13 protein-coding genes are annotated in these 15180 nt (G+C 69.6%); 6 read left to right on the top strand and 7 right to left on the bottom strand.

Translation table 11 applies throughout. The features are described 5' to 3' along the window. Positions 1–98: 98 nt before the first annotated feature. Complete coding sequence (locus QZ994_RS13980) at positions 99–2015, top strand: radical SAM protein (RefSeq protein WP_290872723.1); 1917 nt, start codon at positions 99–101, stop codon at positions 2013–2015. Here the strand turns inward: QZ994_RS13980 and QZ994_RS13975 are convergent, their stop codons facing one another. From QZ994_RS13975 to QZ994_RS13965, 3 genes are all read right to left on the bottom strand, one after another. Further along, positions 2016–2558 carry an FxDxF family PEP-CTERM protein gene (locus QZ994_RS13975; protein ID WP_290872719.1) on the bottom strand — a complete coding sequence of 181 codons (543 nt, stop codon included), beginning with the start codon at positions 2556–2558 and terminating at the stop codon, positions 2016–2018. Positions 2559–2860: 302 nt separating this feature from the next. Beyond that, positions 2861–3337 carry an FxDxF family PEP-CTERM protein gene (locus QZ994_RS13970; RefSeq protein ID WP_290872716.1) on the bottom strand — a complete coding sequence of 159 codons (477 nt, stop codon included), beginning with the start codon at positions 3335–3337 and terminating at the stop codon, positions 2861–2863. Positions 3338–3594: 257 nt separating this feature from the next. Next, entirely contained in the window at positions 3595–5460 is a 1866-nt protein-coding gene (locus QZ994_RS13965) for a phosphoenolpyruvate carboxykinase (GTP) (protein ID WP_290872713.1), read from the bottom strand. A 471-nt stretch (positions 5461–5931) separates the two neighbouring features. Between QZ994_RS13965 and QZ994_RS13960 the strand changes: the two genes are divergently transcribed. From QZ994_RS13960 to QZ994_RS13945, 4 genes are read left to right on the top strand one after another with little or no spacing between them, the layout of a single operon-like run. Then, positions 5932–6786: a hypothetical protein gene (locus tag QZ994_RS13960; RefSeq protein ID WP_290872710.1), complete on the top strand. Its 855-nt coding sequence runs from the start codon at positions 5932–5934 to the stop codon at positions 6784–6786. Positions 6787–6803: 17 nt separating this feature from the next. After that, entirely contained in the window at positions 6804–7550 is a 747-nt protein-coding gene (locus tag QZ994_RS13955) for a molybdenum ABC transporter permease (RefSeq protein ID WP_290872707.1), read from the top strand. Beyond that, positions 7547–8719, top strand: a complete 1173-nt coding sequence (locus QZ994_RS13950; RefSeq protein WP_290872704.1) for a molybdenum ABC transporter ATP-binding protein — start codon at positions 7547–7549, stop codon at positions 8717–8719. The genes QZ994_RS13955 and QZ994_RS13950 overlap by 4 nt, the downstream gene beginning before the upstream one ends. A gap of 45 nt (positions 8720–8764) precedes the next feature. Then, positions 8765–9361, top strand: coding sequence for an MOSC domain-containing protein (locus QZ994_RS13945; RefSeq protein WP_290872701.1), 597 nt, complete (start codon positions 8765–8767; stop codon positions 9359–9361). 24 nt (positions 9362–9385) lie between these two features. On the opposite strand, the gene QZ994_RS13940 is transcribed toward QZ994_RS13945, so the two are convergent. The 3 genes from QZ994_RS13940 to QZ994_RS13930 are packed head-to-tail and all read right to left on the bottom strand — an operon-like array spanning position 9386 to position 11677. Continuing rightward, positions 9386–9715 (bottom strand): hypothetical protein, encoded by a 330-nt coding sequence (locus QZ994_RS13940; RefSeq protein ID WP_290872698.1) that lies wholly within the window; start codon positions 9713–9715, stop codon positions 9386–9388. 2 nt (positions 9716–9717) lie between these two features. Then, positions 9718–10632, bottom strand: coding sequence for a 5'-nucleotidase (locus QZ994_RS13935; protein ID WP_290872695.1), 915 nt, complete (start codon positions 10630–10632; stop codon positions 9718–9720). Between the two features lie 37 nt (positions 10633–10669). Beyond that, entirely contained in the window at positions 10670–11677 is a 1008-nt protein-coding gene (locus QZ994_RS13930; protein WP_290872692.1) for an AAA family ATPase, read from the bottom strand. A gap of 161 nt (positions 11678–11838) precedes the next feature. Between QZ994_RS13930 and QZ994_RS13925 the strand changes: the two genes are divergently transcribed. Further along, a complete protein-coding gene (locus QZ994_RS13925; RefSeq protein WP_290872689.1) occupies positions 11839–14247 on the top strand; it encodes an ATP-binding protein in 2409 nt (802 codons plus the stop codon). A 95-nt stretch (positions 14248–14342) separates the two neighbouring features. On the opposite strand, the gene QZ994_RS13920 is transcribed toward QZ994_RS13925, so the two are convergent. Beyond that, complete coding sequence (locus tag QZ994_RS13920; protein ID WP_290872686.1) at positions 14343–15017, bottom strand: response regulator transcription factor; 675 nt, start codon at positions 15015–15017, stop codon at positions 14343–14345. Positions 15018–15180 lie beyond the last annotated feature (163 nt).

Below are 15180 nucleotides of genomic sequence, written 5' to 3'. Positions count from 1 at the left end.
GGGGTGAGCCTGCGAACCCCAACGTTTGCGCAGCGATCCGGTTGGGGTTCACTTCGTTCACCACCAACCTACACAGTCAGCCCGCGACAATCGAGCGCATGCCGTCCTTGTCCCCCCGCGTGCTCGCCGTCATCCCCCCGATGACGCAGCTGAACACGCCCTACCCCTCCACGGCCTACCTCACCGGCTTCCTGCGCTCGCGTGGCGTGCCTGCCGTGCAGGAAGACCTGGCCCTGGCCCTGGTGCTGCGCCTGCTGTCGCCCGAGGGCATGCGCGCCCTGCTGGCCCACGCCGAACGGGTGCCCGAGCGCCGACGCAGCCTCACCCTGCAGGTGTTCCTGAGCGAGGCGCCACGCTACCAGGCCACCATCGGCCGTGTCATCGCCTTCCTGCAAGGGCGCGACCCCACGCTGGCGCACCGCATCAACACCCGCGGCTACCTGCCCGAGGGCCCCCGCTTTGACAGCCTCGACGGCTACCTGCACGAGGACGCCGACCCGCTGGCCTGGGCCTTTGGCGCCCTGGGCCTGCAGGACCGCGCCCGCCACCTCGCCACCCTCTACCTCAACGACCTGGCCGATGTGCTGCGCGAGGCCGTGGACCCACGCTTCGAGTTCGTGCGCTACGCCGAGTCCATCGCCACCAGCCAGGCCAGTTTCGACCCGCTGGCCGACGCCCTGGGCGCGCCCCCCAACCTGATCGACCAGACCCTGGCCGAGCTCACCCAGGCCGCCCTGGCCCGCCACCAGCCCGATCTGGTGCTGCTGTCCGTGCCCTTCCCGGGCAGCGTCTACGCGGCCCTGCGCATCGGCCAGACCATCAAGGCCCTGCGCCCCGAGACCCGGGTGGCCCTGGGTGGCGGCTTCGTCAACACCGAGCTGCGCGAGCTCAGCGACCCGCGCGTCTTCGACTTCGTCGACTTCGTGACCCTGGACGCCGGTGAGCGCCCCCTGCTGGCCCTGATCGAGCACGTGGCCGGGGCCCGCCCGGCCGAGCAGCTGGTGCGGTGCTTTGTCCGCGAGGGTCAGGGGGACGCTGCCCGCGTGCGCCTGCACAGCCACACCGAGCCCGACGTGCCGTTCGAGCAGGTCGGCACCCCCACCTGGGACGGTCTGCCCCTGCACGACTACCTGTCGCTGCTGGACATGCTCAACCCCATGAACCGACTCTGGTCAGACGGTCGCTGGAACAAGCTCACCGTGGCCCACGGCTGCTACTGGAAGAAGTGCAGCTTCTGCGACGTCAGCCTGGACTACATCTCCCGCTACGAAACCGCCACCGCCACGGTGCTGGCCGACCGCATCGAGGCCATCGTCAAAGAGACCGGCCAGACCGGCTTCCATTTCGTGGACGAGGCCGCGCCCCCGAAGGTGCTGCGCGCCTTGGCGCAAGAGCTGATCGACCGCCAGCTGGGCATCTCCTGGTGGGGCAATGTGCGCTTCGAAAAATCCTTCACGCCCGAGCTCTGCCAGCTGCTGGCCGAGAGCGGCTGCATCGCCATCTCGGGCGGCCTGGAGGTCGCCAGCGACCGGCTGCTGCAGCGCATGAAAAAAGGCGTCTCGGTGGACCAGGTCGCCCGCGTGACCCACGCCTTCAGCGAGGCCGGCATCCTGGTGCACGCCTACCTGATGTACGGCTTCCCCACGCAAACCGTGCAGGACACCGTCGACGCGCTGGAGTACGTGCGCCAGCTGTTTGAGGAGGGCTGCATCCAGTCCGGCTTCTTCCACCGCTTTGCCTGCACGGTGCACTCACCCGTGGGCCAGGACCCGGACGCCTACGGCGTGCGCCTGCTGCCCCTGCCGCCCGGCGGCTTCGCCCGCAACGACGTGGGCTTCATCGACCCCACCGGCGTGGACCACGACCAGCTGGGCAAGGCCCTGAAAAAGGCCATCTACAACTTCATGCACGGCGTGGGCCTGGACGCCGATGTGCGCAGCTGGTTCGACATCCGCGTGCCCAAGCCCACCGTGAGCCGTCACCGCATCGGCAAGGCGCTGAGCGAGAAGGGCTGATCAGCCCTGCGAACGGCGGCGTGCCACGAAGCCCGCCACACCCAGCCCAGCCAGGGCCAATGCCAGGGATTCGGGCTCGGGCACTGCCGGGGTCAGGGACACGGTGCCGCCCGCATAGTTGCCGGTGGCCGTCACGGTGAGGGTGTGCCAGCCCGCCGTCAGGGTGTGGTTCAACAGGGTGGCGTCGTACTCGACCACGGTCTTGCCATTGGAGGCCGTCTTGGTGTCCGAACTCAGATCGAAGAATGCGCGCGAACGCAAGTCGCCGTCCAGCACCACGGCAATGATCTCCGTGCCCGACAGGCGGATGCCCAATCGGCTGAACAGGGCGGAAGTCGACAGCGTGCCGTCCAGCGTGAAGCCGGTGGCTGCCGAGAAATCGCGGGTGTCAAAGCCGAACACCTCATCGCCAGCCGTGCCCGAGAGCTCCGCCAGGAAGCTGTTGGCATCGGCGTCGTAGGTGAAAGTCAGGGGGGTGTAGGCCGAGGCGCTGGCCGACACGCATGCCAGGCCGATCGCTGCGGCGAGGTGGGTCAGTTTCATGGATGCTCCCATGCAGATCGGAAAACAAAACAGGACAGGGCCCCCGATCTGCCAGGAATCCTCGCCACACGCCGGGCGCACATGCGTCCGGCTGGCGTCCATTGTTTTCGCCACAGCCCCCCCTCAACCAGCCCCCAGGCAGGGGACGCCCCTTGTTTGAACCGGCCACGGTCAAGGCCGGCATCGGCATCTGATACCAAACCGCTTGGGCCATGAAAAAAGCAGGCCGAAGCCTGCTTGCATCACGCCGGTCGACAGGGCTTGCGCCCCGCGCCGAGGTTCGATCTGATCCGAAGAGGGGATCAGGCCGACTTGCGGCGACGGGCCACGAAGCCAGCCACGCCCAGGCCGGCCAGGGCCAGGGCCATGGACTCGGGTTCCGGCACGGCGGGGGTCAGGGTGGCCACGCCAGCGTAAGCGCCGGTGGCGGTCACGGTCAGGGTGTGCGAACCGGTGCCCAGCAGGTAGTCGCTCAGCGAAGCGTTGTAGAAGGTCGTGGTGCCAGAGGCCGAGGTCGTCAGGTCGAAGGACTGGCCGTCCAGGGTCACCGACGAAATCACCGAACCCACGGTCTTGCTCTTCAGGGTCACGGTCGACGAGGTGATGCCGCTGTCGAAGGTGTAGTCAGAACCCAGCGAGAAGGTGTAGCTGGTGGTGCCCGAACCCACGATGTCGGCGGTCAGCACGCCATCTTCAAGGGTGAACGTCAGGCTGTCGGCAAAAGCGCCGACCGAAGCGAAAGACAGGGCGGCAGCGCCCAGCAGGTGTTTGAACTTCATGAAAACTCCCATAGGAAAAGCAGAAATGACAGCGCGTTTGCGAAACAAGCTGTGACAGTTCCATTTATAGGTGAGGGCACGTCGCCCTTCCACCCCCTGTTCGGGTGCGAGCGTGTGAAGTCGGCGACATGTTTTGGGTATCCGGACAATCCCGGACAAATTCACGCCCTGTGTTCGCGGGGGTGATCGCCTCGCGCAACAAAAAAAGGCCCCGAAGGGCCTTTTCACGCTGTGAGAGAGGGGCCTTGCCCCCGACCTCACGCCGCGAGACGCTGCTCGATCTTGGCCTTGGTGGCCGGCATTTCGGCAGGCAGGTGGTACGACAGCTGCTGGAACAGCTCTTCGTGCAGCTTGAGCTCCTGGGTCCACGAGGCGGTGTCCACGCCGATGACGCTGTCGAACTGTTCGCGGCTGAAGTCCAGGCCATCCCAGTTCAGGTCTTCGTAGCGGGGGCTCAGGCCGAAGGCGTTCTCCACGCCCTGGGCCTTGCCCTCGATGCGGCCGAGCATCCACTCCAGCACGCGCATGTTGTCGCCGTAACCCGGCCAGACGAATTTGCCGTCGGCGCCCTTGCGGAACCAGTTCACGCAGTACACAGGCGGCACGCCGTGGCCGGCGGCCTGCAGCTTGGCGCCCACGTCCAGCCAGTGCTGGAAGTAGTCGGCCATGTTGTAGCCGGCGAAGGGCAGCATGGCGAAGGGGTCGCGGCGGACCACGCCTTGCGCGCCGAAAGCCGCGGCGGTGGTCTCGGAGCCCATGGTCGCGGCCATGTAGACGCCTTCGGTCCAGTCACGGGCCTCGGTCACCAGCGGCACGGTGGTGGAGCGACGGCCACCGAAGATGAAGGCGTCGATGGCCACACCGGCGGGGTTGTCCCACTCGCTGTCGAGTGCGGGGTTGTTGGTGGCGGGCACCGTGAAGCGGGCGTTCGGGTGGGCGGCCTTGGCGCCGGTTTCCTTGGCGATCTGGGGCGTCCAGTCCTTGCCCTGCCAGTCGATCAGGTGGGCAGGGGCCGTGTCGGTCATGCCTTCCCACCACACGTCGCCGTCGTCGGTCAGGGCCACATTGGTGAAGATGGCGTCACGCTGCACGGAGAGCATGCAGTTGTGGTTGGTCTTGTCGTTGGTGCCGGGGGCCACGCCGAAGTAGCCGGCTTCCGGGTTGATGGCGTAGAGCTTGCCGTCGGCACCCGGCTTGATCCAGGCGATGTCGTCACCGATGGTGGTGACCTTCCAGCCAGCGTAGCCTTCGGGCGGGATCAGCATGGAGAAGTTGGTCTTGCCGCAGGCCGAGGGGAAGGCCGCGGCCACGTGGTACTTCTTGCCTTCGGGGTTGGTCACGCCCAGCAGCAGCATGTGCTCGGCCAGCCAGCCCTGTTCGCGGCCCATGGTGGAGGCGATGCGCAGGGCGAAGCACTTCTTGCCCAGCAGGGCGTTGCCGCCGTAGCCGGAACCGTAGGACCAGATTTCGCGGGTCGCGGGGTAATGGACGATGTACTTGACGGTGGGGTTGCAGGGCCACTTCACATCGGCCTGGCCGGCTTCCAACGGTGCGCCCACGGTGTGCACGCAGGGCACGAAGTCGCCATCGGTGCCCAGCACGTCGAGCACGCCCTTGCCCATGCGGGTCATGAGCTTCATGTTCACGGCCACGTAGGCCGAGTCGGAGAGTTCCACGCCGATGTGGGCGATATCGGAACCCAGAGGGCCCATGGAGAAGGGTACGACGTACATCGTGCGGCCCTTCATCGCGCCCTTGAACAGGGCGGCTTCGCCCGTTTGCAGCTTGGCGCGCATCTCGGCGGGCTCGCACCAGTTGTTGGTGGGGCCGGCGTCTTCCTTGCGCTCGGAGCAGATGAAGGTGCGGTCTTCCACGCGGGCGACGTCCGAGGGGTCGGTCACGGCCAGGTAGGAGTTGGGGCGCAGCTCGGGGTTGAGCTTCTTGAAGGAGCCGGCATCGACCAGCAGCTTGCACAGGCGGTCGTACTCGTCCTGAGAGCCGTCGCACCAGACGATGTCCTTGGGCTGGGTCAGGGCGGCGATCTCGGCCACCCAGGCGATCAGTTTCGTGTTTTGGACGTAGGCGGGCGCATTCACCTGCACCGCGGCAGCGGAAGTGGTCATGAGAGAAACTCCAAAGTTGAAAACAGGGTCTCGACAGCGCCAGGTGACCGCTTTGTCGCGGACTGGACAGGTCGGGCGCTTGCGCGCTCTCGACACCCCGCTGGCGCGGCCGACAGGGGCGGCGCCAAGACGTCTTCGCCGGCGGTGACCGGCACCGTTGCCGCACTGGATTCGGCCACAACGGGGGTTCAAGCTCATACCACGGACCGGACGGCGGTGACCGCCAGGCCGCGACACACCGATGACTGGATGCGTCACCGGGAGGGTTAGTTTAGTCCAGTCTGCCCCTGCAAAGGTTCCCCCTTGTGCAAGGGGTCTGCCCTCCCCCTGCGCGCGCTGCGTGCGCATTCGTTCACGGTGCAGACAACTTTCCACCATCTGGTACACACTGCGCCACACTGGTGAAGGTGCCCTGGCCCGTCCTGGCCACCGGCATGCACACTGCCCTGTCCCGCCAAACGCCACACCCCGATGCCCTCGCCCACACCGGCCCGCCGCACCTTCCTCCTCCACCGCACCGCCACGCTGGGCGCCCTGGTGCTGCCCGGCGCAATCGCCTGGTCGGCGCCGGCCAAGGGGCCGCGTGCCGCCGAACCCGTGGTGGGGGTGGATCCCCTGTTGGTCGACAGTGGCCTGACGGCCCGCTGGCGCGCCGCCATGCTGCGCGACCTGGGCTGGGCCGCCCAGTGGTCGCCCATGGACACCGGGCGCCTGCTGGCCGAACTGGAGCAAGGTCGCCTGGACGCCGGCCTCTACCTGAGCCACCCGGAGGCCCGCCGCCTCGACAAGGAAGGACTGATCCACCACCGGGCCCCCCTGGCGCGCACCGAGGTCTACCTGGTGGGGCCGCCGGAGGATCCGGCCGGCATCCGTGGCGCCGACAACGCCGCCCGGGCGCTGCACCAGGTGCTGCTGGCCCAGCGGGCCGGTGCCGCCCGCTGGCAGGCGGCCCCCCCGGGCTCGGCCCTGGCCGCCCTGGCCGACGAACTCAGCGGCGGCCTGGCCTCGCGCGGTGGGCACGGCGTGGCTGGCGAACGCAGCGCGGGCACCCTGTCTGCGGCCACCCGGGCCGATGGGTCGCGGCTGGCGCCCTACCGCCTCGTGAGCCGGGCGCAGTGGGAGGGCTCCGGCGGGCGGGGCGATGGCGGCGAGCGGCTGAAGGTGTGGTTTGCGGGCGATCCGGCCCTGCACCTGGATTGCGAGGTCGCGCTGCCCTTCCGTGGTCGCCACCCGACGGCCAGCCTGCTGGTGCAGTGGCTGCAATGGCCTCTGGGCCAGGGCGTGGTCAAGGCCAGCAGCCCCCGCTGGCGCCCGGCCAAGGGCTGATCCGCCAGGGACCGCGGATGCCTGATTTTGTGCAGCAAGCCCTCCTGCTGAGCCTGCAGGTTGCACTGGCGACGGTGCTGCTGTCGACGCCGCCGGCATTGCTGCTGGCCACGCTGATGGCGCGCAGGCCATGGCCGGGCAAGTGGCTGCTCGAGGGCCTGATCCTGCTGCCCATGGCCTTGCCGCCCGCGGTGGTGGGCCTGGTGCTGGCCTCCGGCCTGGGCGATGGCGGCGCACTCGGCGCCTGGCTGCACGCCCTCACGGGCTGGCGGCTGCGCTTCTTTCCGCTGGGCGCCATCCTGGCGGCCACGTTGATGGCCCTGCCGCTGATGGTGCGCGTGCTGCGCCCGGCCCTGGAGGCCAGCGATCCCATGCTGCTGCCCGTGGCCCGCACCCTGGGTGCCACGCCCTGGCAAGGCTGGTTCACCGTGACCTTGCCCATGGCATGGCCGGCCGTGGCCTCGGCCATGGCGCTGGGGCTGGCCGCGGCCTGGGGGGAGTCCGGCGCCACCCTGGTGCTGGCCGCGGCCCTCTCACCGCAGGACCTGGGCGACGTCACCACAGCGCCCCTGGCCTTGATCGCCGCGCTGCAACACCCGGGCGGACACCCCGGCGGCACGGCCGAGGGGCAACTCGAGGCGGCCTGGCAGCTGGCCTGGGTGTCGCTGGGTGTGGCCCTGAGCGCCGTGCTGCTGAGCGAATGGGGCCGGCGCCACTGGCGCCGTCGCTGGCAGGCGCGCCCGCAAGCGGTGGGCACGCCATGAGCCCGGCGCCGCGCTCACTGAGCATCGAGCTGCGCCTGCAGCGCCCGGGCCTGGACATCCGCGCCCAGTTGCGCGCACTCCCGGGCCACGTCTGCGCGCTGGTGGGGCGGCCCGGCTCGGGCAAAAGCGCGCTGCTCCAGGCCGCCGCGGGCCTGGCGCCCGCCCTGGGTGGCCGTGTGGCGCTGGGCGGCGACACCCTCTATGACTCGGCCGCGCGCATCAACCGCCCGCCCCACGAGCGCCGCCTGGCCTGGCTCGACGCCCATGGCCACCTCTTCCCCCACCTCGATGTGCGGGGCAACCTGCTGTATGGCCGAGGTGGCCCGCGCGTCTTCGGCTGGGGCCGCGCCTCGCGCAGCGCCGCGATGGACGAGGTCGTGGCCTGGCTGGACCTGGGCACCCAGTTGCACCACCGCCCGGAGCGGCTCACGCCCACGCAGCGACTGAAGGTGGTGCTGGGCCGCGCCCTGCTGGCCTCGCCCAACGCCCTGCTGCTCGACGACCCGCTGGGCCTCGTCCCCGAGGCCGACCGCGAGCCCCTGCTCGACCTGCTGGCCGAGCTGCCCCGGCGCTGCCGCCTGCCGGTGGTGCTGGTCAGCCCGCGCATGAACGAAGTGATCCGACTGGCGGACGAGACCGTGATCCTGCACGAGGGCCGCATGGCCAGCGCCGGGCCCACGGCCCACATCCTGTCGGACGTGTCCCTCTCCACTTTCCTGGAAGGGCCGCACGCAGGCTGTGTGCTGGAAGGCGAGGTCAAGCGCCACGACATCGCATGGTTGCTCAGCGAGGTGGACGTGGCCGGGCAGCGCGTGACCGTGCCCGCCACCCTGCACCCGGTGGGCGGCACCGTGCGCCTGAAGGTGCGCGCCCGCGACATCAGCCTGCACCGCCATCCGCCTGAAGACACCAGTGTCAGCAACCACCTGCGCGGACGCATCCACCAGGTCATGCTGGCGGGCGGCCACCATGGCACCTATGGCGCCGTGACCGTGACCCTGGACCGCGCACAGGGCCTCGATGGCGCCACCGGGGCGCAGGCCGCGCCCGGCCCCCAGGTCTGGGCCATGCTCACCCGCAAGGCCATCGAGCAGATGGGCTGGGCACCGGGTCAGCCCTGTGTGCTGGGCTTCAAGGCCATGGCCACCCAGGTCAGCGCCTGGCGCTGAAGCCCCGCGTATGCTTACGGCCTGCCCCACCACCCGGAGCCCCTCATGCCCGCCGAACGCCGCCTGCTTTCCGTCAACACCGCCGCCATCCAGACCGTGGAGATCGATGGCCGGCGCATTGCCACCGCCATCGGCAAACGCAGTGTCAGCAGCCTGAGCGCGCCCACGCGCATCGCGGTCCGCGCCCTGGGCCTGGAGGGCGATGAGCAGGCCGACCCCACCGTGCACGGCGGCCTGAGCAAGGCCGTTTACGCCTACCCCCACGAGCACTACGCCTTCTGGCAGACCGTGCGGGGGCAGGCCGGCCAGCAGGCCTGGGACGAGGCCCTGCCGCACGGCATGCTGGGCGAGAACCTCACGCTCAGTGGCCTGCTGGAGGGCGAGGCCTTCATCGGCGATGTGCTGCGCTTTCCGGATTGCACCCTGGCCATCAGCGAGCCGCGCCAGCCCTGCTACAAGTTCGCTCACGTGATGGGCTTCCCGCAGGCGGTCAAGCTCATGTCCCAGTCGGGCTACTGCGGCTATTACCTCTCGGTGCGCACCGGCGGCAGCATCGCCGCCGGCGAGGCCTTCGAGCTCATCCCCGGCCCGCGCGAGGTGGGCATCAGCGAGCTGTTCAAGGTCAAGATGAAGCGCGGCTGATGGGGGGCGGAGGCGCCGCCACCCTCAGTCTTCGTCACCCCAGCGCTTGAGGGCGCGCTTCAGGTCGTCGAGCCAGCGGCGCACGTCGCCGCTCGATGCCAGGGTGCTGCGCTGCCACTGCGCGCGCGACGAAGGCACCTTCACCACACCGGCCTGGATGCCCTTGCCGTCGGCTGCGGGCTGCAGTTCGATGGCGGGCAGGCCCTGCCACTCCCAGCGCAGGACCGTGCCGGTGCCCTTTTCGCTCAGGGTGCGCAGCTCACGCAGGTCGCGCCGCAGCTTGACCAGGGCCTCCTCGGCCTTGAAGGGAGGCAGGGCGAAGAAGGCGCCAAGGTCGTCATCGGGTGGGCACATGCTCAGGGCTCCTGGTTGCGCACGCCGGCCGAGACATGGCCCGAGGGCACATGGGGCGCGGCGTTGTCGACGTGACCGGTCTGGTCGTCAAAGAAGAAATCGGGCTCGAACTCGCGCAGGAAGGTGCCCTTGGGCAGGCCGCCCAGGAACATGGCCTCGTCGACCTCGATGCCCCATTGCATGAGGGTGCGCAAGGCCCGCTCGTGCGCCGGTGCACCCCGCGCGGTGACCAGGGCGGTGCGCACACGCATGCCGGCCTGGCCCGCCTCGGCACGGGACTGCTGCAAGGCCTGCAGGGCGACCAGCAGGGGCTTGAAGGGCCCGTCGGGCAGGGGCGTGGCCGCGCGCTCGACCTCGTGGCGCTGGAAGGCATCGAGCCCACCTTGTTGAAAGACCTGCTCGGCCTCGTCGGAAAACAGCACGGCATCGCCGTCGAAGGCAATGCGCACCTCGTGCGGGTGGGCTTCACCGGCGCGGGCCGCGTGCGGCAGGACCCGGGCTGCGGGCACGCCGGTCGCCAGCGCCGAACGCACATCGGCCTCGTTGGCCGAGAGGAACAGGTTGGCCTGCAGCGGGCGCAGGTAACGCCAGGGTGACTCGCCCCGGGTGAACACGCCGCGCTCGATGGGCAGGCCATGGTGCCTGGCGGAACGGAACACCCGCATGCCCGTGACCGGGTCGTTGCGCGAGAGGATCACGACCTCGACGCGGGCCGCCTCGGGCGTGTTGAAGGCGAGCAGCTTGCGCACCAGCGAGAAGGCCACACCCGGGCGCGCAGGGGCGTCCAGGCGCTCCTGTTGCAGGCGCATGTAGGCGCGGTCGTCAGCGCCTTCGAAAACGCGGTTCTCCTCTTCGAAATCGAAGAGGGCGCGGGAGGAAATGGCCACCACAAGCTGGCCGTCAAGACTGGCGGGCATGGGCCCATGGTAGCCCAGTGCCCGCCCGCCACAGGCCTCAATGGGTGAAGCCGATGGGTGCGCGGCGAGGGCCCTGCTCGGGCAGGTCGCGCGGCTCGATGCGGTCGCGGCCATCGAGCTTGGCGTTGCCAAAGCCGGTCATGAGCGCACGGCGCATCTCGCGCGGGGCCAGGGTGGCCAGCGCGGCCAGGGTGGCGTCGCCCAGTTCGGGCTCGAAGCGCTGGCCCCAGCCATGGTCGGCGCGGATGCCGCGGTAGAGCTTGGCCGCGATCTGGCGCGCCGCGGCCTCGTCGGGCGCCTCGATCTCGAACACGTTCATGCGGTTCAGGATGGGATCGGGGATGCTGCGCGCGTCGTTGGCCGTGGCCACCCAGATCACCTGGCTGGCGTCGACAGGCACCTCGGCGAACTCGTCGGTGAAGCTGCCGGCGGTGTCGTGCTCCAGCAGGCTGTAGAGCGAGCCCAGCGGGTCGTAGGTGTGTTCGCCGCCGGTCTTGTCGATCTCGTCCACCACCATCACGGGGTTGGCGTACTGGCCATCGACGAGGGTCTCGAAGACCTTGCCCGGCCGCGCGCCCTTCCACTGACTGGAAGAGCCCGAGAGCACCCAGCCCGCCGTCAGCGAACTCATGGAGACGAACCCCAGGCCCGTGCCCAGCAGTTGCGCCACCTCGCGGGCGAAGTGCGTCTTGCCCACCCCCGGCGGGCCCAGCAACAGCATGGGCGTGATCTCGAGGGCGTCGCGGCTGTCGCTGCACAGGGCGAGCTGGCGGCGCAGGTCGTCGAGCACCTCGTGGAAATTGGGCAGCTCGTCGTAGAGATGGGCCATGGCCGGCAGGCCCGCGGGCTTGACCTGGAAGCGCTCGGCGCCTTTTTCGAGCATGCGCTCGTAGGTGGCCCGCAGGCTTTCGTGTTCGCGCGGGGGCAGCTTGCCGAGGCGCTTTTCCACCTCGTCGAGCCGGTAGAGCGCCCGCATGTGGGCGATCGGGATGCGCCCCTTGAACCCATCGTGGTCCACAGGGACGAGGTCGGTGCACTGGCTCATGTCTGCCCTCCTGCATGGCAACAAGGTCGTTTCATCTTTGCAGCAAAAGCCATGCCGAGAGCGCCCATGAACGCGGAAAAAGGCCGCTTATCTCGGGGCTTGCGCACAATGGGGCCCCTGCCGACGCCCTCAACGCCACCTTGCCGCCTGGAGCCCCCTGATTGCCCGCCACCGCCCTGCCCCTTCACCCGATCTTGAGCCTGTTGAGCCGCTGGTGGCTGATGTGCGTCCTGGTCATGGTCCTGCTTTGGGCCGGATCGCTCTGGACCCAGGCCCCTGACTCGGCCCCGGGGGTGCGCTGGCTCGGGCACACCCTGGTGGCCGCCCCACCCGATGGCGCCCCCCTGCGGCGCGAGGTCACCCTGCCGCACAGCTGGAAGCCCGACAAGCTGCCCCAACACGGCCAGGGCCGCTACCTCAGCACCTTCGAGCTCGACGCCGCCGCCGTGGCCGACGCCGATCGCCGCCCCTGGTCCCTGCGCATCGACCGCCTCAGCCACGCCCACACCCTCAGACTCAACGGCCACCTGCTGCACAGCACCCTGGTGCGCCCCGACTGGCTGGGAGATCCCGCCCCCGCCCTGATCGACCTGCCCGGCGGCCTGCTCAGGCCGGGCCTCAACCAGCTCGACATCGAGGTGCACAGCGTGCTGCAGGGCGGCCTGTCGGCCCCGGTGCTGGCCCCGCGAGCCGACCTGCAAGGCGGCTTCCTGCGCCTGAACGGGCTCACCCAGGTCACCCCGGTGGTGCTCAACATCGTCTGTCTGACCTTCTCGCTCTTTGTGGTCACGCTGTGGTGGCAACGTCGCCAGGAGGCCACGGCCGGCCTCTTTGGCCTGCTCTACCTGATCGCCTCGGCCCGCAACCTCTGCTACTTCGTCACCGACGACGTGGGCTTCCCTCCCGGTGTCTACTCCTGGCTGCACCTGGTGGCCCACGTGAGCACCGCCTGCGTGCAAGGCTGGTTCGCCATGGCCTTCACCCAGCGGCCGATGCGCTGGTTTTCGCGCCTGCTCTGGGCCGTGCTGATCACCTTCCCCCTGATCGGCCTGGCCGGCCTGCACACCGACCCGCTGCTGCAGGAGGTGCGCGGGACGCTGCAACCGGTGCTGATCGGCCTGCTGCTGCCCTCGATGTGGGTGCTGCTGAACCGGCACAACGGTCTGCGCCAGGCGCCACTGCTGGGCGTGGCCCTGGGCGTCGGCTCGGTGCTGACGGCGGGCCTGCACGACTTCCTGCTGATCCGGGTGGTGGGCGACGTCACGGTCGGCTACTGGATGCCCTGGGCCATCCCCATGGCCCTGCCGGCCTTCTCCATCGTGGTGCTGGGACGGGTGGTCGCTGCCTTCAACGACATCGAGCAGCTCAACGCCAACCTCGAACTCAAGGTGGCGGAACGCACCCGCGAACTGGCCTCGGCCAACGCCGCCAAGAGCCGCTTCCTGGCCGCCGCCAGCCACGACCTGCGCCAGCCCGTGGCCGCCATCGGGCTGCTGACCGACCTGCTGCGCGACCGCCTCCAGGACCCGGCCGCCCTCGAACTGGCCGAGCGCCTCACCCACGCGGTGGTGTCGATGGAAAGCCTGCTCAAGGGCCTGCTGGACCTCTCCCGCCTGGACTCGGGCACGGTGGAAGTGCACCCCCAGCGCGTGCGCCTGAGCAGCCTGCTGGCTTCGATCACCAGCCACGAGGCCGAATCGGCCCGCCACAAGGGCCTGAGCCTCAAGGTGCGCTGCGGCGACGCCACGGCCTGGACCGACCCGGTGCTGCTCGAACAGGTGCTGCGCAACCTGGTGGGCAATGCCGTGACCCACACCCAGCGCGGCGGAGTACGGGTCACGGTGCGGCCCCGCGCCACCCACTGGCTGGTGCAGGTCTGGGACACGGGACGGGGCATCCCCTTGAGCGACCAGGGCCGCATCTTTGAAGAATTTGTGCAGCTGGGCAACCCGGGCCGCGACCGCCGCCAGGGCCTGGGGCTGGGCCTGGCCATCGTGCAGCGCGCCGTGCGCCTGCTGGGCCACGAGATCAGCCTGCGCTCGGTGCCCGGACGGGGCACCTGCTTCAGCCTGTGGGTGCCCCGTGCCAACGATGAAGCCTCCCGGCCGGCCCCCGGCCGACCGCCGATCGCCCCGCCCCATGCTGCGCACGCCATGGCCGATCGACCTCTGGCCGAACCCGATGCCGCGCAGACCGAGGCCCCCCTGAACGGCGCCGTGCTGCTGGTGGAAGACGAGCAGGCCATCCGCGAATCGCTGCGGCACCTGCTGGAAGGCTGGGGCATGCGCGTGAGTGCCGGTCCCAGCCTGGCCTGGGTGCGGGACCTGCCCGCGCAGCCCTGGGACCTCCTGATCTCCGATCACCGCCTGCCCGACGGCACCGGCCGCGACGTGGTGCAGCACCTGCGGGCGCGGCAGCCCACGCTGCCCGCGCTGATCATTTCCGGCGACACCTCGCCCGAGCAGCTGACCCAGCTCGCCCAGAGCGCCCTGCCCGTGCTGCACAAGCCCTTCAGGGCCCAAAAACTGCGGGCCATGATCCAGAAGACCATGGCCCGCACCGAAACGTGATGACAGCGTTTACTGCTGGCGAGCTTAACAAGGGCGCGCCGCCCGCACCATCCACCGTTTGGCCGACGCCGCGGGCACATGGTCGTCACAAGGGCTCAGAGCGCAGGCTTGAGGCTGACACCGGCCTTGGCGATGGCCACCACCGCCTGGGTGCGGCTGTTGACCTTGAGCTTGCGGAAGATCGCGCCCAGGTGGGTCTTCACCGTCGACTCCGACAGGTTCAGCAAGCGGCAGATTTCCTTGTTGGCCTTGCCCTCGATGAGCAGGCGCAGCACATCGACCTGTCGGTCTGAAAACCCCATGCCATCGAGCGCTTCTTCGCCATCCAGCGGGTCGTCCAGCCAGTGGCCCGCCTCGGCGCCATGGGCGCAAGGCAGGGCCGGCAGGTACACGCCACCGGCCAGCACGCGGCTGATGGCCTCCTGCATCACAGCGGTGTGCACGGTCTTGGGGATGAAGCCCGAGGCCCCGGCGTCAATGGCCGAAATGATGGTGTCGGGCCGGTCGTCGGCCGAGAGCACCACCACCGGCACGTGGGGGGCCAGTTCGCGCCAGAGATGGAGCGTGCCCAGCCCCTGGTGATCGGGCAGGCCCAGGTCCAGCAGGGCCAGCGACACGTCCGGGTGCAACGCCAGCACCGCCGCGGCCTCGCCCAGGTTGCCGGCCTGAAGCACCTCCAGGCTTTCACCGGGCAGGCGCAAGCGGAGGGTCATCAGGAGGGTGAGGCCATCGCGAAACAGCGCGTGGTCATCGATCAGCAACAACTTCATGCCAGGGCCCATGCAACAGGGCGGGTTCCAATGCTGGCATCGTAACCGCCCCGCCCCACCGATCGGGGGGCCCACCCCACAAACAACCCCCATAAAGAGGGGAGAATCGCGGGCACCCACAGGAAAGACCGATGCGCTTGCAAGCCCGGGCCGGCCTGTCCAC

The sequence above is a fragment of the Aquabacterium sp. genome, from assembly GCF_021768455.1.
GTDB lineage: Bacteria > Pseudomonadota > Gammaproteobacteria > Burkholderiales > Burkholderiaceae_C > Aquabacterium.
This window is presented reverse-complemented; position numbering and strand designations above follow the sequence as displayed.